The 23,686-nt window shown below is 59.6% G+C and carries 19 protein-coding genes; 9 read left to right on the top strand and 10 right to left on the bottom strand.

Translation table 11 applies throughout. From position 1 onward, the window contains the following. Nucleotides 1-75: 75 nt before the first annotated feature. The 8 genes from JTF07_RS02585 to JTF07_RS02550 form a co-directional block, all read right to left on the bottom strand. Nucleotides 76-714 (bottom strand): hypothetical protein, encoded by a 639-nt coding sequence (locus tag JTF07_RS02585; RefSeq protein WP_204232756.1) that lies wholly within the window; start codon nt 712-714, stop codon nt 76-78. A 287-nt stretch (nt 715-1,001) separates the two neighbouring features. Beyond that, nucleotides 1,002-3,191 (bottom strand): hypothetical protein, encoded by a 2,190-nt coding sequence (locus JTF07_RS02580; RefSeq protein ID WP_204232755.1) that lies wholly within the window; start codon nt 3,189-3,191, stop codon nt 1,002-1,004. Next, complete coding sequence (locus JTF07_RS02575) at nt 3,176-3,664, bottom strand: hypothetical protein (protein ID WP_204232754.1); 489 nt, start codon at nt 3,662-3,664, stop codon at nt 3,176-3,178. Before JTF07_RS02575 ends, JTF07_RS02580 begins: the two co-directional genes overlap by 16 nt. 724 nt (nt 3,665-4,388) lie before the next feature. Then, nucleotides 4,389-5,258 carry an endonuclease domain-containing protein gene (locus JTF07_RS02570; RefSeq protein WP_204232753.1) on the bottom strand — a complete coding sequence of 290 codons (870 nt, stop codon included), beginning with the start codon at nt 5,256-5,258 and terminating at the stop codon, nt 4,389-4,391. 57 nt (nt 5,259-5,315) lie between these two features. Continuing rightward, a complete protein-coding gene (locus JTF07_RS02565) occupies nt 5,316-6,347 on the bottom strand; it encodes a hypothetical protein (protein ID WP_204232752.1) in 1,032 nt (343 codons plus the stop codon). A gap of 1 nt (nt 6,348) precedes the next feature. Continuing rightward, a complete protein-coding gene (locus JTF07_RS02560) occupies nt 6,349-8,667 on the bottom strand; it encodes a hypothetical protein (protein ID WP_204232751.1) in 2,319 nt (772 codons plus the stop codon). Nucleotides 8,668-8,778: 111 nt separating this feature from the next. Continuing rightward, nucleotides 8,779-9,057: a hypothetical protein gene (locus JTF07_RS02555; RefSeq protein WP_204232750.1), complete on the bottom strand. Its 279-nt coding sequence runs from the start codon at nt 9,055-9,057 to the stop codon at nt 8,779-8,781. Further along, nucleotides 9,057-9,287: a helix-turn-helix domain-containing protein gene (locus tag JTF07_RS02550; protein WP_204232749.1), complete on the bottom strand. Its 231-nt coding sequence runs from the start codon at nt 9,285-9,287 to the stop codon at nt 9,057-9,059. Before JTF07_RS02550 ends, JTF07_RS02555 begins: the two co-directional genes overlap by 1 nt. Before the next feature lie 245 nt (nt 9,288-9,532). Here JTF07_RS02550 and JTF07_RS02545 point away from each other — a divergent pair, with 245 nt between their 5' ends. The 5 genes from JTF07_RS02545 to JTF07_RS02525 all read left to right on the top strand — a co-directional run bounded on the left by JTF07_RS02545 (nt 9,533) and on the right by JTF07_RS02525 (nt 16,452). Continuing rightward, nucleotides 9,533-9,979 carry a helix-turn-helix domain-containing protein gene (locus JTF07_RS02545; protein ID WP_204232748.1) on the top strand — a complete coding sequence of 149 codons (447 nt, stop codon included), beginning with the start codon at nt 9,533-9,535 and terminating at the stop codon, nt 9,977-9,979. A gap of 539 nt (nt 9,980-10,518) precedes the next feature. Next, nucleotides 10,519-11,352, top strand: coding sequence for a hypothetical protein (locus tag JTF07_RS02540; RefSeq protein ID WP_204232747.1), 834 nt, complete (start codon nt 10,519-10,521; stop codon nt 11,350-11,352). Between the two features lie 97 nt (nt 11,353-11,449). After that, nucleotides 11,450-11,920, top strand: a complete 471-nt coding sequence (locus tag JTF07_RS02535) for a MarR family winged helix-turn-helix transcriptional regulator (RefSeq protein WP_204232746.1) — start codon at nt 11,450-11,452, stop codon at nt 11,918-11,920. Nucleotides 11,921-13,297: 1,377 nt separating this feature from the next. Beyond that, complete coding sequence (locus tag JTF07_RS02530; protein WP_204232745.1) at nt 13,298-15,139, top strand: AAA family ATPase; 1,842 nt, start codon at nt 13,298-13,300, stop codon at nt 15,137-15,139. A gap of 56 nt (nt 15,140-15,195) precedes the next feature. Continuing rightward, on the top strand, nt 15,196-16,452 hold the full coding sequence (locus tag JTF07_RS02525) for a 5-methylcytosine restriction system specificity protein McrC (RefSeq protein WP_204232744.1): 1,257 nt from the start codon (nt 15,196-15,198) through the stop codon (nt 16,450-16,452). Between the two features lie 412 nt (nt 16,453-16,864). Here the strand turns inward: JTF07_RS02525 and JTF07_RS02520 are convergent, their stop codons facing one another. Continuing rightward, the gene (locus JTF07_RS02520) at nt 16,865-17,374 is read right to left on the bottom strand and encodes an Lrp/AsnC family transcriptional regulator (RefSeq protein WP_204232743.1); all 510 of its coding nucleotides are present in this window, start codon (nt 17,372-17,374) and stop codon (nt 16,865-16,867) included. 160 nt (nt 17,375-17,534) lie between these two features. Here JTF07_RS02520 and JTF07_RS02515 point away from each other — a divergent pair, with 160 nt between their 5' ends. Next, nucleotides 17,535-18,962: a sodium:solute symporter family protein gene (locus JTF07_RS02515; protein ID WP_204232742.1), complete on the top strand. Its 1,428-nt coding sequence runs from the start codon at nt 17,535-17,537 to the stop codon at nt 18,960-18,962. After that, on the top strand, nt 18,955-19,644 hold the full coding sequence (locus JTF07_RS02510) for an SDR family NAD(P)-dependent oxidoreductase (protein WP_204232741.1): 690 nt from the start codon (nt 18,955-18,957) through the stop codon (nt 19,642-19,644). Before JTF07_RS02515 ends, JTF07_RS02510 begins: the two co-directional genes overlap by 8 nt. Nucleotides 19,645-19,736: 92 nt before the next feature. Here the strand turns inward: JTF07_RS02510 and JTF07_RS02505 are convergent, their stop codons facing one another. Further along, nucleotides 19,737-20,876: an ArsR/SmtB family transcription factor gene (locus JTF07_RS02505; protein WP_204232740.1), complete on the bottom strand. Its 1,140-nt coding sequence runs from the start codon at nt 20,874-20,876 to the stop codon at nt 19,737-19,739. A 420-nt stretch (nt 20,877-21,296) separates the two neighbouring features. Here JTF07_RS02505 and JTF07_RS02500 point away from each other — a divergent pair, with 420 nt between their 5' ends. Together JTF07_RS02500 and JTF07_RS02495 are read left to right on the top strand one after the other, a co-directional pair. Next, nucleotides 21,297-22,679, top strand: a complete 1,383-nt coding sequence (locus JTF07_RS02500; protein ID WP_204232739.1) for an ABC transporter substrate-binding protein — start codon at nt 21,297-21,299, stop codon at nt 22,677-22,679. Then, nucleotides 22,627-23,676: an ABC transporter permease gene (locus JTF07_RS02495; protein ID WP_353843851.1), complete on the top strand. Its 1,050-nt coding sequence runs from the start codon at nt 22,627-22,629 to the stop codon at nt 23,674-23,676. Before JTF07_RS02500 ends, JTF07_RS02495 begins: the two co-directional genes overlap by 53 nt. Nucleotides 23,677-23,686: the final 10 nt, after the last annotated feature.

The raw sequence follows: 23,686 nt of genomic DNA, 5'->3' as shown, positions 1-23,686 counted from the left end.
TGAAGCGGCCACCGGGGCATTGCTTTGGGGGCCTTCTCATGCGGGCTCATCGCGGTCGCCTGGAGGCATCGGGTCTCACCGGTCGATGCCGTGTGTCGACCTCTCCCGACTCTCGCGCTGGGAGCGGGCGACCCGCTCGTAGGTGCTCTCCGGGCGCTGAGTCTCATGACCCTGAGAGTCGCCCTGATCGGCCGTGTCCGCCCCGGTAGTCTCAGGCACCTGTCGGCGCGCACTGCTGACGCGATCCTGCCGTTGGCTTTCGGTACCGCCCCTGTGCTTGCCGTCGCGCGTGGACTGCTTCTCAGGTCGCGGCGCATCGGCCAGCTCAGGGCGATCCCGCTTCTGTCCGCGGTCGTGGTCCGGTTCGGCTTCCTGGTTCTGTTCGACCTCCTGATCTTGGTTCTGCTCTGTCTCCGGTTCTTGCACGGCCTGTTCCTGAGCCTGGCGCTCGGCTTCCTTCTGACGCGCAAGCTCGGCCTCACGCTCGCGATCGATCTGTCCCTGCTCCTCGATCTCAGCTTTGAAGTGCTCGGTCCGGGCGCTGCCTCGCTGAGCGAGTTCCTGCTTCGCCTGCTGGTACTCGGGGGAGTTGAACTCCTGCTCCCCGAAGCGGCGCTTGACCGCCTCTTCGTTCTCCTCGGCGAGCAGATGACGGATCTGGGCCGCCTTCTTCTCGTCGATTTCCTGCTGGTCGATGGCGCTTTCGGTAGCCATGGTCTCTGTCCTTTCTCTCTCGCTTGTTTGTTAGTTGTTCGATCGGAGCTACGACGCCTTGCGCCGCAGACGCTCCGCCTGGGCGTGCAGATCCTTTGCCTGCCGCCGGTACCGCTCGATCCGCTCGAGCGAGTCGTAGTAGCTGCTCCACCGATCGGTGGAGCATCGGGGTCTCCGCTTCCCGGTCATTCGCTTGGCGCTCGAGCAGGTCCGCCCTCGATTCGAGGCCCCGGACCTCGATCTCAGTCACCCTGTTCATCAGTCATCACCTCCTCTCTGTCTCCTCGTTATCGGCTCATGCTCAGTCCCGATTCCCGGTCCTTGTTGGCCTGCGAGACGATCTCGTACGCGCTCGGCTCGCTCTTCCTGGCCTTCCTGTGGGCGCGCTCGGCCGCGCGCCCGCGGTCTTCTGAAGCCCGTTGTTCGGCCAGAATATTCTGGTCGATCTGCTTCCGGCGAGAGGACTGGAACGTGTTGGGGTTGGGTGCGTGACCGCCCTGCCTGGGCATCTCGACGTCGGCGGCCAAACCGTATACCGTCTTCCCCTCGGTCTCGACACGGTTCTCACCCGAGGCAAGCTTGAGTCGGTCGTACTGTGGGGCGGTCAGCTGCGTCCAGGTCCGCGTGACCTCGCGCTCGGTGCCGTCCTTCTGCTTGACCGCCGTCTTCGCGGATAGCAGGTGCAGACCTGGACGCTGGTGCTCTCCCGGCCCGGGCGCAGCGAGCTGGAAGTCGACATAGGCCCCGCCGTCGGCCCTCTCGCTGCGCACCACAGCGATCAACTCCGCACTACGTCGTTCCTCGATGCTCAGGGACCGCGCCCGGCGCTCATTACGCGGGGGCGTCGGACGCTTCGGCGTCGGGGCTGCCGGCTCCCGCAACCGCTCGGACTGCCAGTCACGATCGGCTGCGGGCTCCTTGTCCTGCGAGTCCGAAGCTGCCTCGGACGTACGGACATCACTGCGGGGATGCTCCTGCTCGGCCGACTTCTGATGCTGCGCGAGGTCGGCGCGCACCGCTTCGAGGTCGGTCTTGAGTGAGCCGTCCAACGCATGTGTGTAGAGCTGCCCATCGACCATCTGCGCGGCGACCCTTGGCTCTGTGCCCGGGTGCTGCCGCAAGTGTTCGTCGACGAGTGTCCGACGCACCTCGGCCAGTTCTCGGCCGTAGTCGCGCTTGTAGGGCCCAAGCACCTCAGTTGCAGTGGCGACCGTCTTCGGTCGGGGCTGACGTCGAGGGGGCTCGCTTTCGGCCTGCTGGATCTGCCGCTCTTCACGGGCCAAGCCGTCGGCGGCACACTGGAGATTCGCGACCTCCGCATCCGGCAGTCTCTCGATCTGCTTCGGTGGACCGACCTCGCCGCGTGCGAACGGCTTCCAGCTTCCCTGCGCGATATAGACGAGCTGCTCCTGTGCCCCGCCGACGGTGGCGGTCGCATTGGCGTAGCGCTCTCCGAGCTTCGTGCTGGCGATCGGTTGCTTCCTGCCCGGCACAACGAAAGAGCGGATCTTGACCTCGTCGGCCTTCGTCCTCCTCAGCTTGAGCTCGACGTCACCGGTTGCAGAGGCCTCAGCAGCCAAGCGCTCAATGCGTTCGGCGTAGTCGAGTCCGGCCAGCTGCGCGGGGTCCTCGGCGAGCCTTGCGTACGCGGTCTCTATGCCGCTCCGGGCGCGGTCGTGGTCGGAGATCTCGCCGCGCTCTCGTGCCCAGAAGTCCTGCTCCGTGCGACGCACAGCCCGGTACTCGGGACTGCCGACCTCGGGCAGCACTGAGCGGTCCTGAGGCGAGAGCCCGAACTCCTGGCCGCGGGTCTTGAGGAACTGATCCCAGGCCGCGCGATAGGTGTCGACGTGCGTGATCGCGCCGGCGACGCGCTGCCCTTTTCGGTACTGCCGACCATCTACCTCCATGCCGGTGTGCACGACTGCGTTCATCGCTTCGTGGACGTGGAACTTGCCGCCTTCGCCGCGTTGGATCGCGACCTTGGAACCGGTGGCATCGCCGTGAGCGACGAACTTCGACTGCGTACCTGGCGTGTATTCCTCGCGGAAGGCGACGACAGCTTCGAATGCTCCTTGCGTCTGCTCCGGGTCTTGCGGATTGACCGTTGCGAGGTCGAAGCTGTAGATGAAGTGGTGCGCTTCATCGCGCTTGACGTACGGCACCTCGGGGGCGATCCGCAGGTGCGTCGCGGTCTCCGTCGCCGTGGCCTCACGCCAGTTCTTCCCGATTTTGAGATGTGTCGCACCTGCCGGGTCCTCGGGCTCCTTGTACTTGGCGGCGACCTTGCGCACCGCGCCCTGCTGGCCGTGCGCTTCCCGCAATGCCCGGAACTCCTGTGCCGCAGTCTCCGGCCGGCAGTGCTGGCCGAACTCGTAGAGTACGCGGGGCAGACCGTTGCCCTCCTTCTCTCGATCCAGGTAGGCGTCGAGGTTGCTCGACGACGTCGACGGAATGTGTTTCACTGTGGCAGACACGAGGTCACCACCGACTCGACGTAGGCGTCCTGGTGAGCGAGAACCGAGGTGCGATCCTTGACTGCCGAGAGCTGTCGCCCGATGCCTTCGACCGCCTCCGTCGGGATGGTTCTTGCGGCTCCCAGATTGATCTGGTGCCCGAGCTTCACGAGCTGATTGCAGCTCACGCCTATCGCGTGCACCTGCTTGGTGAACTCGTTGTACGCCCGCGTCCGATCTTCCATTGCTGCGACGATCGTGTCGACGTCGTTGCCCGACAGGGCCTCCTTGCCTTCGGCGGCGTCGGCCCTGTCCAGGTCGTCATCATCGAGTGCTTCGATAAGGCGGCGCACGGCGTCGGGCCGGCTCGGTAGCGCCGGCTCCATCGCCTGCACCGCGGCCAGGCGCTGCGCCTGTTTGGAGGTCAGTCGCGTGAACACTTCGGCGACGTATTTCGAGGCGCTCTTTGGTTGCGCCCGCTTCACCGTGACCATCGAAATCCGCCTCCTCTGAGATGCACTTGTACATTGGGGTCAATGAAATTGTTTCTCAATATCGTACCGCTTGGTTGTCGGTACGTACAGGAAAGAGGCATCGGTACGACGACATAGCTAGCAAGCCCCCCGGATATCAGACTTCGCGCAAGCGCTCGTCTGAATCCGTTGGGCGCTGGCCAGGGGGCTGCGCCCCCATGGACCCCCGGTACTCATTCCTCGCGCTCCGCGCTTGGCTGGGAACCCGATCGTGGCCTGCTCGCGACGACCTGCTCAAATGCTGGTGACGCCGCTCAGCAAGGAGCCAGGAGTCGACGGAATCCAGAACCGGCAGCAGGGCCTCGCAGCGTCTGCCGCGATGCTTCGATGTCGATCCGCAGCCGTCATCGGGTGCGATTGATCAGTCGCACCCGATGACGCGCCGTAACAGAGTGGCCAATTTGGAGCCATCGCCGACCAATCGCCGACCGAGAAGGACCCCGATGGCACCCGGACGTGACCGACACACCGCGGCCGGTGGGCCGCAGGCCCGTTGAGGTCTCCTCGTGTCCAAACCCGGGCTCGATCAGACCCGGGAATGACCAACTTTGTGGGGACGAAGCGCAGAGACCCATCGATGCCCTTTTCGAGTCCTCGAAGCGCCCGCAACGCTCCCGTGTATGACCACCGCTGCATAGGGGCACGTGGCCCCGTGGTCACCCGGTCCACTGGGTCGTCGTGATCATCACTCACTGTGGTTAAGACCTTTGGACTCGTCATACTCGATCAGTTCGTTCGCACGCTGGAAAACCCACGTCGCGACGCGCTCGAGGTCCATTTCGTCCGGAACGATCAACGAGGTTCGGAACGCGGGATCTGACCAGAAGTAGATGTCAGAGCCATTGGTGACGATGCGTTTGAGCTGACCGTCACCACAGTCGAAGCTCGCGACCGCGATCTCTCGCTCGATATTGAACGACATGTCTACGTTCACCAGACCGAAGCGTTGGTGCAGGAGGTGTGTCAACCTTTCACTCTCCTGGTCAATTCGCATTGTCCAGGTCACGATGTCGGCGACTCGCTCCACCGGGGTCGAGGCAGGAAGAGTGTGTTCTGTGTTCAGGACCTGTCCGAAGTCGTTGCATCTCCCAGTGTTACCCCACGTGAATTGCGCCTTGTGCTGGCCTTCGCTCCAGAGGGAGACGCACTCCACGATTTCCGTGTCATCGACGATGTTGAAGGCGGCGTCACCCTTGACTTGGCTCAGCTCTCCGATGCCCCAACCGTCTTCTCGGATCAGCTCCGCGAGCTCCTTGATGAGCGATTCGATCTCACGTGTTACGGGCATCCGATTCCTGTACTGAACTCGCAGTCCCAGTCGCGCGGCAGGCGGATTGGCGCGGTAACGCTCGAACCATGGTGCGCGGAAGTCACGACCTTCGCTGGTGTTGCACCCGTTGCACAGCAACCCCCGGACCAGGCCGGTGTCGTGGTCATGGTCGATGCGCAGACGCATACGCACCTCCCCACAAACAGCGCAGTGGCCATTCTGATGCTCTTTGAGGAGCATGATCGGGTCGATGTCGACGACGTGGTTCTGGTCGGTGGAGCTCATTTTTTGTTCCTCTCGTAGCTTTTCAGGGCGATCGTCGCTTGATCATGTTTGTGAGTCTCAGTCATCCGAGGTGGGGCCTGACCTTCCAGTTGCTCTGCGCCTGTTCTCCGCAATCATTGCCGCCGACCGGTCGAGCAGAAATGGCCGACCGTTGCGTCGCTCCCGATGCTTCGACCGGGGCGGCAAGACCTGCTGCACGGCCTCGTAGAGTAGCCACGCCACGTCACCGTCGGAAAAGCTGGTTCTTCTCACGTACTCGACGAACAAGAGATGGTGGCGCATCTCGTTGTACAGAGTGCCGAGGACAGAAAACTCCCATCGCGATGCGTCGCCGGCGAAGTCGTCGAGGGTCTTGAACCGCGGGTCAGCACCGTCCAAAGTGCGGCTGACGATCTCTTCGCCTCCGGTGATCTCCGGAGTCTCTTCGGACGTGCGCACTGTGGTCGAGGTGGTGCCTGTTGCCTTCGCAGTCTTCGCCAGTGAGGCGTACAGCGCCGCAGTCGACGCGTGCTCTGGTTCGGATTCGTTGGCCGTGTGAACGCGGTTCCAGTCCTCTTGTGAGATTGGCCGGCGAGTGAATGTGCACCAGTGCTCAAGGAGGATCTCGTAGTAGCCGTGCTCCTCGCGCAGCACCTTTTTGCCAGCGGCGGCGTTGTGGTCGTAGAAGTTCTCGGGCAACGGGGCCACGAGGTGGTACCCGCGTCCGGACATGGATAATTCGGAGTAGATCGTCTCGGGCAGGGCCAGCAATTGCGCAGAGATCTCCGCCGGACAGCTAGGCTCAATGTCGATGACAATGAGCCCATCGGTGGCAGCTTGTAAGTAGAACGCCGCATTGGCTGCGGTCGGCAGGTGCTCAGTCAGTTCGTTGAGCGTGACCAAGCACTGTTCGTCGCGCGACCAAGCTCCGCGGACCCGCCCTCCGGTGACGAGCAGATGTTTGAGGTCGATGGGTGCTTTGCCCTTGGTCTCGTCACCGAGTCGCCCGGAAACTGTCCAGCGTGACGCGTCCGACAGCGACCGTATCGCAGCGCTGGTGTAGAAGTCGGAGAAGTTGGCCAGGGGGTCGAAAGAGTCGGGGCTGGGCATATCAGGCCACCTCTTCGGCGGAAGAATCTGCGTTGTCAGTCTGGTCTCGCCCGACGATGTTCGAACTCTGAGGTTGTTGTTCGTCAGGATCTGAAGGCGAAAACCAGCCGGCGGATTTCAGGCGGTCAACCTGCCGTTTCATCTCCAGATCGATCCTCGTGTTCCCGGCGATCACGGAGTCGGATCCGTGTTCACGCACTTCCATTGCAAGATCCGCTTCCATTTCTGGGACGGTCCGCAGAGCACGTTGCACTGCGGTGTCGTTGTTAAGGTGTGCTTGTTCGACTCGATCCGCCATCTCGATGAGCCACTTCGTTTGATTACCGCCGGCTTTTTCGGGGGCCTTTGTGATGCGGTAGCCGTCGAACCATCCATCCTGTCGGGAGTGGTAAAGCTTGCCGAGCTTCGCTGCGTACGACGGATCATTCGGTGAGGTGTCGATGCCAGGTGGGAGGTCCACATCCATTCGGACGACGACCAGATGGTTCTTCCGGTCCGTCATGGCGGTCACGACTTTGCGGGTGGTGAACTGGCCTGTGGGAAATTTTGTTGCAAGCCATTCACAGTGGGCGGCCCACAACCCGGCCTCAAAGTCGGCCGATTTGCGGTGTTCGCTCAAATTACCGAGGAAGCCCCGAACTCCGGCGTGTTCGATGACGCCGCCGACGACGGCCTCCCAGCGTTCAAACGATCCGAACGATGTGGTGCGCTTCGGTCGACCGGCGACCTGCCATGCGCGGATGAGCGTGAACACCGCTGTGAGAAGCTCGCTTCGATGTTCGTCCGTCCAGGCCTCGATGTCAGCGTGGCGGAAGTCGGATTCGGGACGATCGTGAGGGTCCTCGCCGTCGAAGAAGAGCTCGATGGGATAATACCGTCGAATGGTGTCCCCGAAGACTTCGACATTGTTGGCGGCCGCGACCTTTACAGCCTGGTTCGGCAGTGACGCGCGCTGGTTTCCGCCCAGCAGCCGGTCGCTCCATTTCTGAGCAGTCAGCAACCGGTTGATCGATTTGCCGCCGATCTCGGGACTCTCGTCGAAGACTAGGAAGGGCAGGGCCTTTTGCAAAAGTGTCGTAATCTGCTTACGGGTTTCCTCTTCAGTGCTTGGCAGCGAGTCCATCTCGGGGTCATCGCCGGTGAACAGCCGCACGACGAGGCTCACAAGCTTCGACTTGCCAGTGCCCATCGATTTCGCTGAAATGACAGCCAGTGGGATGAGGGTGCAGAGCTCGCGCAGCGGATAAGTGAGGATGAGAGCGAGCATGTTTGCCTTGTCGGTGTTGGTGGCGAACGGGAAGTCGCCCAGCCAGTCGTCCATCAGGAGGGCCACCGCATCACTGACCTCATCCGTGGTCGGGGCCTTTGGGAGTTCCAGTTCGAGACCACGGAGATCAAGGAGCATCTGGGACGCCTCGTCGTACCCGTCGACTGTGGCGATCGTGTGGTCCGCGCGGACAATGGGTGACGGTGCGATGCCGCGCAAAAGGCGGAAGTCCGCGTGACGGCCGTAGAGCGCAGACAGGGTCTTCGTTTCTGGCCATGCGGCTGACACTCCACGCTGTGTTGTCGACATCATCTGTGCGCTTCGACTCAAATGATTGAGGAGTCCTGTGTCATCGAGGGTTTCTGCGATGATCGCCTCGGAACCACTGTCGGGATCGTTGACTGTGTGGGCTAGCTGCCCGCCGAAGTTGTAGATCCGCTCGCCATCGCGGCCGGTACGAAGCGCGTCGACGAGACTGTTGAGGACCACTAGGCGGTCGTCGTTGACATCGATGACAGGGCGACCCTCTTTGAGAGCGTTCGCTTCGAGCTCCGCGAGGTCGGCCTCGACCTTCTGCGCAGACGCGGTCGGAGCTTTCGGCTTCGCCTTCGCTGGCTTCTTGCCTGTGCGGCTGCTCGCCAGAGTGCTCAGGCGACGAAGACGCTCTTCTCCTGCACGGTCACCCAGGTGAGTGTCGAGGTTTGTGCTGAGCCAGACGAATTCGACGCTAATCGCGCCTTCGTCTTCGCAACGTCGGCCAAGTGTTGCGGATCGTTCGAAGACAGTATGGTCGGTCGCCGGGTCGCCGAGTGGGAAGATTAACACCGGCTTCCCCTCGAACACTTCGAGCCCTGAGACCGCGGAAAGCGTTAGCAATGCGCGCTGGTCGATGCCGAAGACGGCGGCGTCGTTGGGATGACACTCGGCAGCGATCCGAGCTTGATCCCACCCGACGATGAGCCAAGCCTGGTGGCAGCTGTCATCGCCGTGGATCAGCGTGAACAGCGCGTCCTCAGGCTGGTCTTCCTGTTCAGCGTTGGTTAGAATAGACATATTCAATCCTTTCGACGGATGCGCCTGATCACGAGTGGTTAGCTCTTTTAGGCGGACGAATATTTAGAGAGTGCCCCGGTTGCCGCCGGGGCGTTTTCGTATCCGTAGGTATCAGTCGGTTACATCTGACAAGAGCGGGTTGACGGCGGGAGAGTGTTTGCCCAGCTCTCGCCACGCGGACCACTCGGTCTCGAGCTCTTCCCAGGTGAACAGGGCGATGCCGACTGCGTCGGCATCGAGGTGACACAGAGCCGCGAGTCCTTCAGAGTTCACAATGGCGGCAGCGATACTAAGGGTGAGCTGGGCGTCGCACCAGAACTGGACGATCTCGGTGTCCGCCTCGGGGGCGCTTTCTACGGCCACGGCGAGACGGTGCGTAAAGTCGTTCATCAAGCTGCGCTCCCGCCCGTCTCGTTGGCCAGGAGATATGCGTCCAGGGAGGCCACTCGATAGCGAACGTTCCGACCCATGCGGACATAGCACGGACCCTTCTTGCGTGTGCGCCAGACGTCGAGAGTTCCCTGCGGGATGTTGAGGTACTCCGCGGCCTGCTCTCGAGTCAGAGTGGCGCGTACCGGGCCGATGGGCTCAGGCTGGAGGGTGATGAATGGTTCGCTCATAGCGAGGACCCCTTCGTGGTCAGAATCGAGAAAGTCGGGTCCTGTGCACGTTCTGCGTGCCCCGATCACGTACGGCGGGGTAGTTCCGCCGGTTAATCCGTCCTTCTGTGTAGGACGCGCCACTCTGTGACGGACGTTTCTCGACTCCCCGAAGGGGGCCTGGGTTGATACTCTGAGTTTACCGCAGTGTACGTGCGGGTGCAATGCGATTATGTCATGATCTGATTTCAACGCTGGAGACTATGATGACCCATCCATCTGAGGTTATGTTCGTCGGCCGAATGCGCGCTGAAAGGATCCGCGCTGGCCTGAGCCAGAACGAATTCGCGCGCAGACTGTCGGAGTCGGTCGGCTATGTTGTCGACGGCAGCTCGGTCACGCGCATAGAAAAGGAACGGCGAGGTGTCAGGCTCGGCGAGGGGGTCGCGATCGCGGATGTGTTAGGCGTACCACTGGCTGCGCTGCTCACGTACGAAGGTTCGTTTGAGGCTCGGATGGACGAGATGCGATTTGCTCTCGCGGATGCAGAAGCGGCACTGGGCATCGCTGTCGAGGAGGTCAGTCGTCGACAAGAGGTCGTCGATGGGTTGCGGGAGCAGCTCGATGCCCTGCAGGGTCAGGCAGACGATGAGGGACGAGAGGAAATGAACCGCGATGCCGAGGACTGGCGGCGAGATAACCTCGGGCTGTGAGGCGGACCCAACGTTGCGGTACCTGCCGATAGACCGCGATCTCGGTATCACTCCGTCGCTGAAAGGTGAGGAAGGTGAGGATGGTTAGGACGACGAAGCGCCCGGCGTGTGAAGTACAAATCTTTTCGTCGCGCAGACGCATGCTAGGTCAAAAAAGATAAGTTCTCTCGCCATGCGAGTGGCAGTGACCCTAACCCACCTCACCCTCCTAACTCCTCTGTCACACCAGCTTGATACACCAGGGTCTTACGTTGCGAACACGGGCTCAGCGCGCAGCGCAGTCCTTCTCATGCAGGCCTACCGCCAACCGCCCACTCGACTAACTTGTGCGACCCGATCAATAACAGGACGGACCATTGAGTCCGGGGTCGTCCGTCAAGCAGCGGATCACCACGCGCTCGAGACCGCCCCACGGAACATCTCCGATCGACGTGTTCTCAATTTCTGACTCGTCACTGCGCTACACCGAGACTCTATGGGTATTGCGGCACCACATGCAGCACACCCGCAATGTCAGTGGCGCATGCGATGCTTTCTGAATGATTGATCTTGGCTTGGACGACCCGCAGGTCGCTGAAATGTTCAACCGAGCCCTGCAGGTGATCGACGGTCCGGTCGAAGACTGCTGGGGCGAATTCTTGAAAGCTCGGGACGATATCAAAGAAAGCGAGCTAAATCGGCTGTACGAGGCGATGCCGCGCGGCCCCGTCGATATCACTGGAGTTATCGGTGTGGGCTTGGAGACCGCTCGATCCTGCCTGTACCAGATCAGCCATATTATCCAGAATCCTGTCCCGACTTCCCCGGTTGTACTTCAGACCTTGCTGCGCGCAGCGCTGGTGGGTTCGGCCCGTACATTGTTCGTCATGCTGCCCACCGGCCCAGATGACCGTCTCGAGCGAGCGTGCAAGGTTGTTGCGCGAGACACCGAGAGCGGGAGGCAGAGTATGGAGCAGTTCGCAAAGTTCGAGGGTATGCAGGCGTTTGGTGCTCCGCAGGATCTCGTCGATAAGCTGTCGAGACATCGCAAAGAGCTATGGCCAAACGGAAACCCGCCAGGCGACGGCAGAATAGTCGAGGGCATGAGCGCCGTCATGTACGAAGCGCTGGAGCTGGCGGGAATGGGAGAAGAGCTCGGACACGACATTCTCAAAGACCACGTCACATGGCTGTGGAACACGTACAGCGGTCTTGCGCACGGGTACTTCTGGCCGCGTCTGCTGCTGACGATTTCAGGGGACAGGCGAGTTCCCGGGGACTTCCCACTGGACTTGCACCAGGTGGCGACGGCGACGCACATGGCGCTGCTTGCGACGTTGAGCCGCATGGAGCCTGGAAGCGCGCTTACGACCGATACCGTTCGCGGTGAGTAACCGCCAGTACTTCTACTCTCATGACTAGGATTCTTCCTGTGCATGTGGCAAAGTATTCGTGTACCGATTCGCTACCGTATGCCCGTGAAGGAGCGTTATGCCAAGCACCCCGGACCCACCGATTGAGCAGACCCCGGATCTCCATATCCCGCCGGAGTCGGCCCTCCTGCGGATGACGTATAAGAAGTCGGGGATCAAGGTTGCCGACCTCGCCGCGGCCTCGGGGCTGAGTGTCAGCTCGATCCACATTGCTCTCAACGGGTTCCGTTACCGCGACGGCGTGGCCAAGGTTGCGGTGCCGCCTGACCGCACGCTGGTGAAGCTCGGCTCGGTCCTAGGCATCGAATCGGCCCCGTTGCGCGAGGCGGGCCGGGAGCGCGCCGCCGAGTTGCTTGATGAGATCGGTGAGTCCGAACAGGGCCTGCCAACGACCTTCAGCTCCGATGCAGAGGCCAAGGCTCACGCCGCGGGTAGAGCAGCTCTGACCCGACAGGTGCTGGCGGCGTTTAGTCTTGAGGAGCTTCGCGCCGAAGTCACACGCAGGGAGTCGCACGAAACGCACATCTGACTGTCACGGACTCCTGTGACCTTCCGCTCCGTACCCGAATCATCGGCATGACCACAGCGAAAGGACTTCTGCTGTTCACTGAGGAGCACATGTGGGTAGGGGTGCGGCTGGTGTGGAGTGAGGCATGCGCTTGTGGACGCGCGATCTCGGCCACCGATTGATTCCTGGAACCAATCGTGTCGACGAAATAGTCTATACGTTCGCTCGGCTCAACGTTGCGACGGTGACCTGCAGAATGCGGCGGAGGCGACCGCGGGGACGCGGCGATGTTCCCACACGACTGCCGGTACCTTGGCATAGATTTAGGCTGGTCGAAAGAAGCAGAAGTTCAGAACCCGAAAGGCGATGAAGTATGTCCGATGTGCGTGGCAGTTTCATGGCGCATGGCTCGTCCGGATGGAATGAGTTCGAACAAATCGAGGTCGCTCCACAGGGCCGACTGGGCATTACTTGCAACGACGAAGGGTGCAGTGATTGGGCGATCCGGCAACCACGGGAGTTTGCAGAATTTAGATATCATAGGGATTGCTTCTTCTGCCCCCAAGGACATGTGGCCCCGAGCCGTTTAGAACGGGCGAAGCTTCAGGCTAAGGACAAACTGCTTGTCGAAGAACCAGATGGCATCTTCGATCGAGAGTGGTGGCATTCAAGCCCCAATAGGTTATGCATGAGCTCCATCCGCGTTGGCTATCTTCATATTGGGACCAAAGCAGCGGCTATTGACAATGAGTTGCGCACTAGTGCCAGTAGTGAGTCTCGTGAGAGCTACCTGTACCGAGCGCGTTTACGAGAATCATCGAGTGTGAGTTCTACATGTGGCGCGATAGACCCAAATACGTATGTCGAGACAGACGGTGGGGAGGATCTGATCAAGCGCCTCGGATTATCTGCCACGACCGCCGAGAGCCGCATGTTGTATCGCTATATAAACATCCGAGAAGACCCGGGATCGATTTCTCTCGTTGTTCCCACATCTATGATTGTCGAATTTATTGAAGCCGAATGCGTGTCGCGATCATTTGCGGATCGAAATCAATTGAGACCCCCTGCTCGTTAAGGCTTTTGGCGGGAGAGAATCCGTCGCGAATGGATTGAAGGTGAACTCGAACTGACACCAGTTGCCCCGGCGTCTTTCTTCAGTCAGCAGTGCCCCGAGTGGAAGAACATTGCCGGTCGAACGAACACTGCGTCGAAGGAGCCGGGCCGCTACCAGGGACGAAACGAAAGACGAGCCAAAGCCGCCCAGATCATCGCCAGCGGGACGGTATCGGTTCGGCGAGAATCGAATGGCCGGGTGCGTGGATGCCGTTGGTTGCTCGTCAGGCAACAGGTGTGTCGCGAATGCCTCACCGCAAGTTCGCAATGAGATGCTGGAGCATGGCTGTTTACTCCGACCAAGATCGTCAACAGATCGATGAAGTGTGTGCGAGGTGGCATGAGCGATCATTGATCGGTGACGCCTCGTTGCTTTATCCCGACGAGTTCCCGAAGGCTTGGTCGCAACCTGCGCTTGACCAGCTGAACAAGAGGTTTTGGGAGAACCTCATCGAGGGGGAGGAAGCTGGCGGAAAGTTTGAGAGCAAGTGGGCAGTTCAGCTCGAAGGTGCCGACATCGAGGTCAGACTGCTCGCTGCAGAGTGTCTGCTGATCTACTACCTGATCACGGCGTCGGTCGGTCCTGATCGGAAGCTCGAGATGATCAACAATACAATCGGGTCCGACAATCAAGAGTTACACGTCGCCACCGATAGCGATGTGTACGAGGCATTGAAGAACTGGATCGCTAACCCGGGCCTGTATTACAACACTCGGCAGGACCTCCACGTGGGCTATCTAATGGAGCTCGCGCTGCGCCTGAAGAACATGTCGTTTGAGGACCGTTCTGTACTACTTGGTGACGATCCCTGGGGCTTCGCCGAATTTGCCGAGGGGGGCGAGCATCAAAGTGACACCATGCGGCATGTCGTCTGCCATCTTCTCTATCCCGAGTACTTCGAACGGATCGCCTCGAACACCCACAAGCAGCTGATTCTCAGGGCGTTCGGCGAGCTCGATTCGAGCGGCTCAGACGCGAGCCAGGACCAGAGATTGTACTCAGTCCGTCAGTCGTTGAAGCAACGCCTGCCCGACTGGGGAGAGGCGCGTCGTGACTACTACGAACCTGATCTCAAGCCCATTTGGCATCCGTCGGGTGGATCTGGGGGCGGCGCGACGAGGGATCCCGCGTTCGCCCTGGATTACAAGAAGCAGATTGTGTTCTATGGCCCTCCTGGGACCGGGAAGACTTTCACCGCAGGTGAGCTCGCAGAAAGAGTGATCAGGTCGGCTGCGTTGCAGCGCTGGGGCGTCGACGAGTACTTCGGTGACGTCGATAGGGTCACGGAAGCAGTTAGCGATCACGTAGTGAGACTTCAGATGCATCCATCATACGGGTACGCCGAATTCATGATGGGCTTGCGGTTGGATGCCGGCGGTGGGACCAGCTATCAGCCCGGGGCCCTGCCGAGACTCGTCGATGGGATGCGCGACGAGAAACAGGAGAAGGGGGAGCGGGCACTTCCCCACGTGCTGATTCTCGACGAGATTAATCGTACGGACTTAAGTGCCATGTTCGGGGAGGCATTCAGTGCGATGGAGCGCGACAAGCGCGGCGTCGAGATGGAACTCTTCGCCGAAGGGGACGACGGCAAGCCGATCCGATTCTCCATGCCGGAGGATCTCTACATCATCGGGACGATGAATGAGATCGACCAGTCTGTCGAGGCTCTGGATTTTGCGATGCGACGCCGGTTCTTCTGGTTCCCCACTCCATTCGACCAGGAGGTCCTCTTCACCATCTGGGAATCCCAGTGGGCTGAGCAGTCGATGACTGTGGAGTGGTGTGACGCTATTCCTCAGCTCGAAGAGCTAGCCGAGAGTATCTCTCGCCTGAATAATAGGATCGTTGAGCTGCCCGACCTGGGACCGGAATACGAGCTCGGGGCTGCGGTGTTCGGAGATCTTCCGTACTTCGTCGGACTTGAGTGGCGGTACAAAACTCAAGGTCGTCGACAGGCAAAAATTCTCTGGAACGACCGTGGCCACGAGCGCGATCCCTTGCTGTCTCTTTGGACCCTTTCGATTGAACCCGTACTTTCACAATATTTGGCTGGCTCTGACCGGCGTGTGGAACAGCTGGAGGAACTCAGGCAACTGCTCGTGACTCGGTCGGCCCGCTGAAGATGGCTGCCAGAAAAGGTCCCGTCGCCAGGGGAAGAGCGACACTAGAGCCCTTCGTGATCAAGGACTTGACTGCGGAGATGTACTGGGACCGTACACCCACCCCGGCGGAACGGGACTGGCTGACGTCAATTGCCGACCTGTCTCCGGAGCCCTATGTGCTGGATGCGCAGCTTGAGGCCGACCATGAACCGACGATTGAACCGATCCTGGCCCGCGACATCGACGGCTGGCGAGCGAATCGCTACATCGGAGAGATTCGCCACCAGGGCAGGACACTGGTCATCCAGCCGAGACTCGGCGTCGAGACGATCATGTCGTGGATCAGCACGATTCTAAACGTTCAAGTCCTACCCCGTACTGCACAGCAGGCGAATGGTGTGAGCAATGCAGTCACGCAACTGTTAGCTGCCCTATGGCGCGCGTCGGTCCTCACTGCAGGGCAGCACGCCTTGCCGCGAACAGGGCAGAAGGTGAGCTCGCACGGACTCACTGTGAATGGTCGCCTAGACGGAGGCGCTACCGCACGTCGGCGGGCAGCTGGTCATATTGATCTCGTCTCCACACGTATCATGCGCACCTACGACAACGCGCCGGCCAGGGCGGTCGTCCTAGCAGATCGCTACTTTGATAGTCACCTTGCTGGTGCTCGCTGGCGAGGACCCCGTCTCGACGAGCAGCTGGCCGTGCTGCGCAACGCCACTGGTGCGCGACCGAAGAAGCCGAAATTGTATGAAATCCAAAGGGCGCGGTATAGCCCGATCACGATTAAGTGGCGTCGGGCGGCCGAGCTGTCGTGGCGGATCTTGAACAGGGATCCGCTCGGCGTGGCTGCTGAGGACGAGTCGACCTACGGAGTGCTGATCGACGTCGCCGAGCTCTGGGAGATGTTCGTCCTGCACTGCGCAGGGTTGGCGACGGAGCGGTTCGTACGACATGGCACGACCACGCAGACGTCAGGCCACCTGGCGCGCTCCACCGTCGACCTTCGACGTACTATGGGCAAGCTCTATCCTGATGTCTTGGTGGGGGACCATCCGGTCACAGCGCTGTTGGACGCCAAGTATAAGAGGCTCGGAGGTCGACGAGGCGTCGACCGCGAGGACCTCTATCAAATGCACGCCTATTCTTCGACCTTCGGTGCACCGCTCGCGGCGCTGGCCTACCCTGCTGTAGATGGGGCCTTACCGCGGGACGAGCGCGACAGTCCTTGGCAGACCAGTGCCGGTGAGCTTTCGTTCCTCACCTTGCCGACTGAGAAGAATAGTTGCACCGCAAAGCTGAGAGACTGGTTCAGTGAAAAGTGTGTCTGACGCCTGGGACTATTTGCCATAGACCTGGCGACGCAATGGCCGACCGTACCGTTCTTATTTGGTTCGCGCCTGCCCTTGCTGAGGAAAGAGGGATCTATTGCCGAAGAAGTCGGTAATTCGTATCTGGCTATTGTCATTTCTGTGCTCGTGAAGATCCTCGACCAGCGTGCCGAAGCTCATATTAGCGCAGCGAGAGAGGTTTGGTTACAGATGATGACTGAGACGACTAGAAGCTGAGAAGCCTCGACGCAGAGTGATCATGAGACTGGAAGTTGTCTCGGCCAGCGTGAATCTGCATGAGTGCGGTTCTTGCCTGCGACAGCACTTGGTTTTTCTGACGCCTTCGTTGGCGCACTTGGTTATTCTTCACTCGGCCGTACTGAATCTGCCTCCTTCAGAGGATGCGCAAGGCTCACAGGTCAAGGAGATCCAGCGCCTGTACCTTTCGATGGCTGACGAGGCTGCTGAGGATCACCGCGCTCTTTGTCCGTGTGACGGAAGAACACGACGAAAGCTCCAGAAGCATTTCCTGGAGATGGGCCGTGTCGCGCGCTGCGATTCGGCATTGAACGTCGGCTCCACCCGTTGTTGCGAAGGCTTCGATGACCTGAGGCATGCCGTCGAGGACCTCTTTGATGGCTGCGAGTGCTCCTTGGTGAACATTCAGCTCGACCCAGGCCTGCACGTGCAGCCCCAGCGCCGCAAGATCTAGCTGAGTCTCATGGCCGACGATCAACCCGCTGTCCCACAGTCGGTCCAGTCTCGCCTTGAATGTGGTCCTCGAGACTCCAACTGCCATGGCCATCTCGCCCATGGTCGCGCGGGGATTGTCTCTCAGTGCCTTCAGCACCCCTCGATCAAGGCTGTCGATAGCTGGTTCCGAATACTGCAATACAATCCCCATTCTTCTTCGGATCGTCAAGAATTGTCTGTTATGGGGCTAAATTATACAGATCGAGATCGAAACGCCTAGAGGTTTTGATATGTGTTTTTCCAAATTGGTTGCAATATGTCCGAGAACTGGATAATGTTGCCGCAAAATGGATGCAGAGAAGCATTCAACGCTACAAATTGGAGCGATAGTGAATCTCGGAATCACGGCGATGATCGTCGCCTACCTACTGGTGATGTTCGCCATCGCGGCGTGGCTGAGGAAACGAGTCAAGAACGATACCGACTATCTCCTGGCTGGGCGCAAAATGGGACCAGTCCTCATCGCCGTCATGTTGCTCGCCACGAACTTCGGCGGCGCATTCGTGCTTGGAACGAGTCAGGACGCCTATTCTGTTGGTTTCGCAGCGATCTCATTTGCCATGGGGATATTCGTCGGACTTATCTTCCTCGCGTTCTTCGTTGCCAAGCGAGTGAGGTCCGGAGACTTTGTCACCGTCCCGGATTTTCTGCAGAGCCGATTCGGCGGCCCCGCCGTAAGAATGTTTGCTTCCGCCCTGTCGATTCTTGCCCTGGCAGGGATCCTCGCGGGACAGGTCGGTGCAGCAGCGTCGTCCCTCACTGCACTGGGTTTGAGCCACAATTGGGGCGCAGTCGTCGGGATTGTCCTGATCATAGCGTTCACGGTCTTGTCCGGCATGTGGGGCGTCGCAATTACCGACTTCATTCAGTTCATCGTGATCGTTGCGGGGCTGCTCCTCGTGACAGTCATCGCAGTCGATGCGGCCGGCGGGCTGGCGGCCATATCGGACACGTTCGTGTCGTCTGGGGTCAGCCAGCCGTTCAATCCGCTGAATCAGGGATGGTCATTCTTCCTGGGTGCTGCGTTGCCCGTGATCGTCCACAAGCTAGTGGGGCAGGACGTCATGCAGCGTGTGTTCTCGGCCAGGTCCGCAAGAGCTGCTGCGACCGGTGCCGGCATCGCGGGGGTTCTCACTGCGTTGTTCGCAGTTGTTCCGGCTCTCGCCGGCATGGCTGCCAGAGACCTCTTCCCGAACCTCGACCCCACGGTCGGTGTGGTACCGGCACTAATCAGCAACGTTCTCCCTGTCTGGGCAGCCGGCATCTTGATGGCGGCGATAATCTCTGCGGTGATTTCCACTGCTGATGCGCTTCTGCTCGCAGCGGTCAGCAACATCTCGAATGACTTCCTCCTGTACGTGCCGTCGATCAGGAACAACCCGCAGCGGCAACTGCTGTGGTCGCGAATTCTTACGATTGGACTCGGTCTTCTCGCACTCGGGTTCTCCTTGCTGGTCCCTGGGATCATCGAGGTGCTCACGATTGCCTTTACGATGTACGGTTCCGGGGTTTTCGTTCCGTTCATCTTCGGACTTTTCACCCGGTTCGGAGGCAGGGTCGCTGCCTTCGTCTCGATGGCGGTAGGTGCGATCGTTGCACTGCTGGGGCTGACAGGTGTGGTATCGGTAGGAGTCTTGCCACCCGTCATCGTTGCTGTCGGCCTGTCCATCACAACGTATGTGGTCGTGGCATTCGTCGCCAAGGAAACTTCGGTGCCGCGACCATCCGTGCGAAGTATGGAGACGAACGATGCCTGAGCCGCAGCGAGTAGTCGTCACGGGAGCTGGGTCCGGTATTGGCAGAGCCATCGCGGACCGCTTGGCCGATGAGAACATCGACGTGCGCCGATTGGACATCGACGGAGATCGCGACGGAGAAGGATTCGACGTCACAGACGAGAACTGTTGGGCGCGACTGCCTTACGAGGGCGTTACCGGACTTGTGAACGCAGCAGGGATTCGCGTTCGTTCACCTCTTGCTGAAACATCGTTGGAATCTTTTCGATCCGTTATCGAAGTCAACCTGGTCGGCACCTTCCTCGCGCTCCGCTGGGCATCGCGTCGACCCGTCGATGCTGAGACGCCTAAGGACCTGTCGGTCGTTACCCTCGCGTCGGCCGTCGCCGATCGCCCTGTGGAGCATCAGATCGCGTACAACTCGTCGAAGGCCGCGATCATTAACCTGACCCGCTCGGCTGCTCGTGAATTGGCCCCCTTTGGTATCCGGGTGAATGCGATCGGGCCAGGGTCTGTGCTCACGCCGATGACGGAGTCCGGTTGGGCCGACGAAGAGCACGCCGAGCGAATGCGAGCCGAGATTCCACTCGGTAGGCCCGGTCGCACGAACGAGATCTCTTCAGTGGCAGCGTTTCTACTCGGTGGTGGTAGCTCATATATGACTGGCTCGGTTGTGACTGTCGATGGAGGGTGGACTTTATGAATCCGGGCGAGTGTGTCCCAACGAAAACTGATACGTCGAGCAGCACGGACTTCTAAGGGGAACGGTCAACACGCCGGATAAATCCGGCACTGTCAACGTAGCACTGTCGACAGTAGATCGGGACCGAGGTGAACAATCTTGTCGACGTCCATTCGGTGGAAGATGAGTTTGCCGCGGCGTTCGGAGATCAGTAGATCGGCATCGCGGAGTACCCTCAACTCGCGGGATATTTGAGCCGGCGTTTGGTTCATTCGCGAAGCGAGTTCGGAAGTGGTGATCGGTTCTCCGACAAGGTGCCGGAAGAGTTCCATTCTCGAATCGGAGTTGAGCGCGGCAAGTCGTTGCCTCATCGCCCCGATGCCCAATGGTCCTGCGCTGGCGGTTCTTAACGGGAAATGGATGATGATCGGCACATCAGGCTCCCACTTGACAGTGAGGTGTGAGCCTATCCGCACTGAGGGCACTGCGATCACCGTTCTGTCCTTCAGCGGCACCGAGTATTGCTGGAGCTTGTCGATTCGGACTTCGTTTAGTTCAATTGCATGATGCGCGCTGTAGTGGAGGCGCGCCAGCGCATCTCCACTGGAGAGCGTGCGTGTCTGATGCTGGTGAGATGCGGCTGCTCTTCTGATCTCATCGCGGACGATCATCCACTCGTGGCCGAAAAACAGGGTGTTCGTTTCGGCGAGAAAGCAGAGAAGTCGGCGACGCACAGCTGTCGGATCATTGAGCAGTGCAACAGCGAGATCGTGTCGTGCGGTCGATCGGGACAAACAGTAGTCAAGGAAGCGCCTGCGTTCAGGCGTTTCCTGGATGAGGCGATCAACTGGAGGAATAGGGCCGCGCATTCCTTGTACTCCCTCAGCGCATAGCCAAACGAAAGTTCGTATCGGCAGAGCTTCGACAGCCTGTAGCTCGGCGTCGAGCGATTGCGACTCTGGTGAAAACGGGAAGAAGAGGCGGCATCGGAATCGCGCCCACAGTGGTGACAGGAAGTTGAATTCACGCGCGTACGCGTTGTTGATTGATTCCGAGATGGTGCTGAGGACTGAACGAGCTTCAAGATGGTGGTCGGGTTCTGCCATGGCATGGAGAACCGCCATCATTTCGGTCAGAGGCGAAATGACGACATGGAAGTCAGACGCCGAAAATCCCGGAAGCTTAAAAACAATAGTCAGAGTCGATCCTCCTCCGCGCCCCTCCATGAAGCGGTCGACTGCACGGTGCGACATCGATCAGAATTTCACAGAACCGGGAGCCATTTGGGAGCGAGCTCCACAACGATTGGGCACTTCCTGTTAAACGTAGGGTCACCGTCTCGACGAGCATATAGCCTCATTGAACACGGTGCGAACACGGGTCGCTCAATGGCTGAGGCGGAATTTGCCTGGACGATCTTGCCGACCACCGATCCCAGCTCGATTCGTTCGAGCGTGCGAAATTCTATCGACGATGAAGTTGAGGAGTAGACCAGCATGAAGCGAAACCGAATAGTTTCTCTAGCGATGGCCGGTGCATTTGCGATTGCAGTATCGGGGTGCGGCGGAACAAGCGGCTCCCAAGGCACTTTGGACGAACTCACGGTGGCATATCCACAAGAAGCTTCGAATTTTGACCCGGTTATCTCGACCGAGGTGCCGACAACTGAACCGATGCGCAATGTATTCGAAACTCTGTTGACGCAGAACGACAAAGGTGAGCCAACACCGATGCTGGCGAAATCATTCACACAGTCCAAGGACAACAAACGAATCACTTTCACCTTGCGTGATGGGGTCAAATTTCACGACGGCAGCGTGATGGAAGTTGACGATGTCGTTAGTTCGATGAAGCGGTGGTTGGAAAACTCTGCGGCTGCTCAATACAGTTTCAAAGGCGCGACCTTCGAGAAGACCAACGACACGGAAGTCGTCATGAAGCTCAAGACCCCGAACAGCGCGGCTGCCCTCGTGCTGTCCTACGGTGAGTCAAGTCTTCCCTTGATCACCACTGCAGAGATTGCGGAGGAAGCCGGATCGAAGCCAATGACCGAGAACATCGGCACGGGGCCCTTCACCTTTACCGCTTGGAACAAGGGGCAGAACCTGCAACTGTCGAAGTTCGACGATTACACTCCGGCTGACGGTGAGCCCAGCGGGCTTGCCGGCGACAGGACCGCAGGCTTTGGAAAGCTCACATATGAGTTCACCCCCGATCCCTCCACAGAGATTGCCGGATTGCAGTCTGGCAAGTACGACGTGGCACAGACCCTGCCCTACGACAACTACGACCAGCTTGCCAGCGACTCCGGGCTCTCACTCGAAATTACCGATAAGGTCTCCCTGCCAAACCTCTACTTCAACAAGAAGGAGGGCCTATTTGCTGATGTCAAAGCTCGAGAGGCGCTTGCCATTGGTCTTGATCGAGACGCCATTCTCAAGTCGTCCTACTCCGACCCAAAGTTCTACGAAGCAGCGAATGGCTGCATGATGCCGCAAGCTCTGTCGAACCAATGGCCCTGCGCCGATAGTGAGAGGCCGGGAGCAGTGGATCCAGAGAAGGCCAAGAAGCTACTGTCCGAGGCTGGCTATGACGGCCAGAAAGTCCGCATCATCACCTCGCGTGACGCTGGACGGGCCTATCAGGCTTCCACGGTCCTACAGCAGCAGCTCAAAGGTCTCGGTGTGAACGCTGAGCTCGAGAATTTCGACTATGCGACGCTCAACTCGAAGCGTACTGAACCGGACGCGTGGGAGATCATCGTCATCAATAACATCGCGAAGATCGAACCTCTGCAGCAGTTTTACATACCCGAGGACAACCCGGGATGGACAGACCCGAAACCACTGGCACCGATCGTCAAGAAGTACCAAGCAGCAGAGACCACGGCCGATCAGCAGAGGGTCTACAGCGACCAGATGCAGAAATGGTTCACTTCCTACATTCCAGTCGTCAACCTCGGCAGTGCCGCGGAACTCTACGCAGTCAGCAGCGACATCACAGGTGTCACAGCTGTCGGCGGCAGCCTTGTTCTCTGGAAGGCTACCGCGAAGTGACTTTGAAGCGACACGACCGCTCTCCAACGGGAGGCCAGAAATGGTGACATTCATTGTCAGACGCATCGTTGCGACGATACCGGTACTCCTCGTCGTCTCAATAGTTGTTTTCATGCTCGTCCACCTCACACCCGGCGACCCAGCTCGGGTAATACTCGGAGCGGAGGCTCCGATGGACCAGGTGGCTGGCCTGAGGGAGGAGATGGGCCTCAACCAGCCGATCTTCGTCCAGTATTGGCAGTGGCTGACTCACGCTGTCCAAGGTGATCTTGGAGCTTCAGTATTCATGCAGCAACCGGTCACACAGGTGCTAGCCGAACGCATCGGACCCACTGCGGCACTTGCGATCGCTGCTGAACTCATTATCGTCTTAGTCGCCGTGCCGTTGGGAATCGCGGCGGCACGCCGCCCAGGTGGAGCGATGGACCGGTCGGTCATGGTCGTTGCACTTATCGGCATGGGCATTCCCAGCTTCGTGCTCGCAATCTTCCTAGTTCTGATCTTCGGCGTTGTTCTCCAGGTACTGCCGACGGCTGGTTGGGCCGAACTCTCTGACGGTCTTGGCACTTACCTTAGCTATCTCGTCCTCCCTGCGGTCTCCCTTGCCGTCGTCCTCTCGGCCTTGGTAGCGAGAATGACCCGCGGGTCCATGATGGACGTGCTTGCGGAGAACTTTGTGCAACTGGCGCGCTCGATCGGCATGGGAGAGACACGAATTGTCTACCGGGAAGTTCTCCGCAATGCCTCCCTGCCGATCATCACCGTGTTGGGAACGACATTTGGCAGCCTTATCACCGGTGCAGTCGTCACGGAGACGGTGTTCAACATCCCGGGCATTGGACAGCTCGTCGTAGATTCCATTGGTCGTCGCGACTATCCAGTCATCCAGGCAGTCGTGCTCCTAGGCGCGTTGCTCTACGTCGGTCTCAACTTTGTGATCGACCTCCTCTACGGATTTCTCGATCCGCGGGTGCGACTCAATGCTGGCCGACTCTGAAGGAGGAATC

The sequence above is a fragment of the Brevibacterium sp. RIT 803 genome, assembly GCF_016892625.1.
Taxonomy (GTDB): Bacteria; Actinomycetota; Actinomycetes; order Actinomycetales; family Brevibacteriaceae; genus Brevibacterium.
This window is presented reverse-complemented; position numbering and strand designations above follow the sequence as displayed.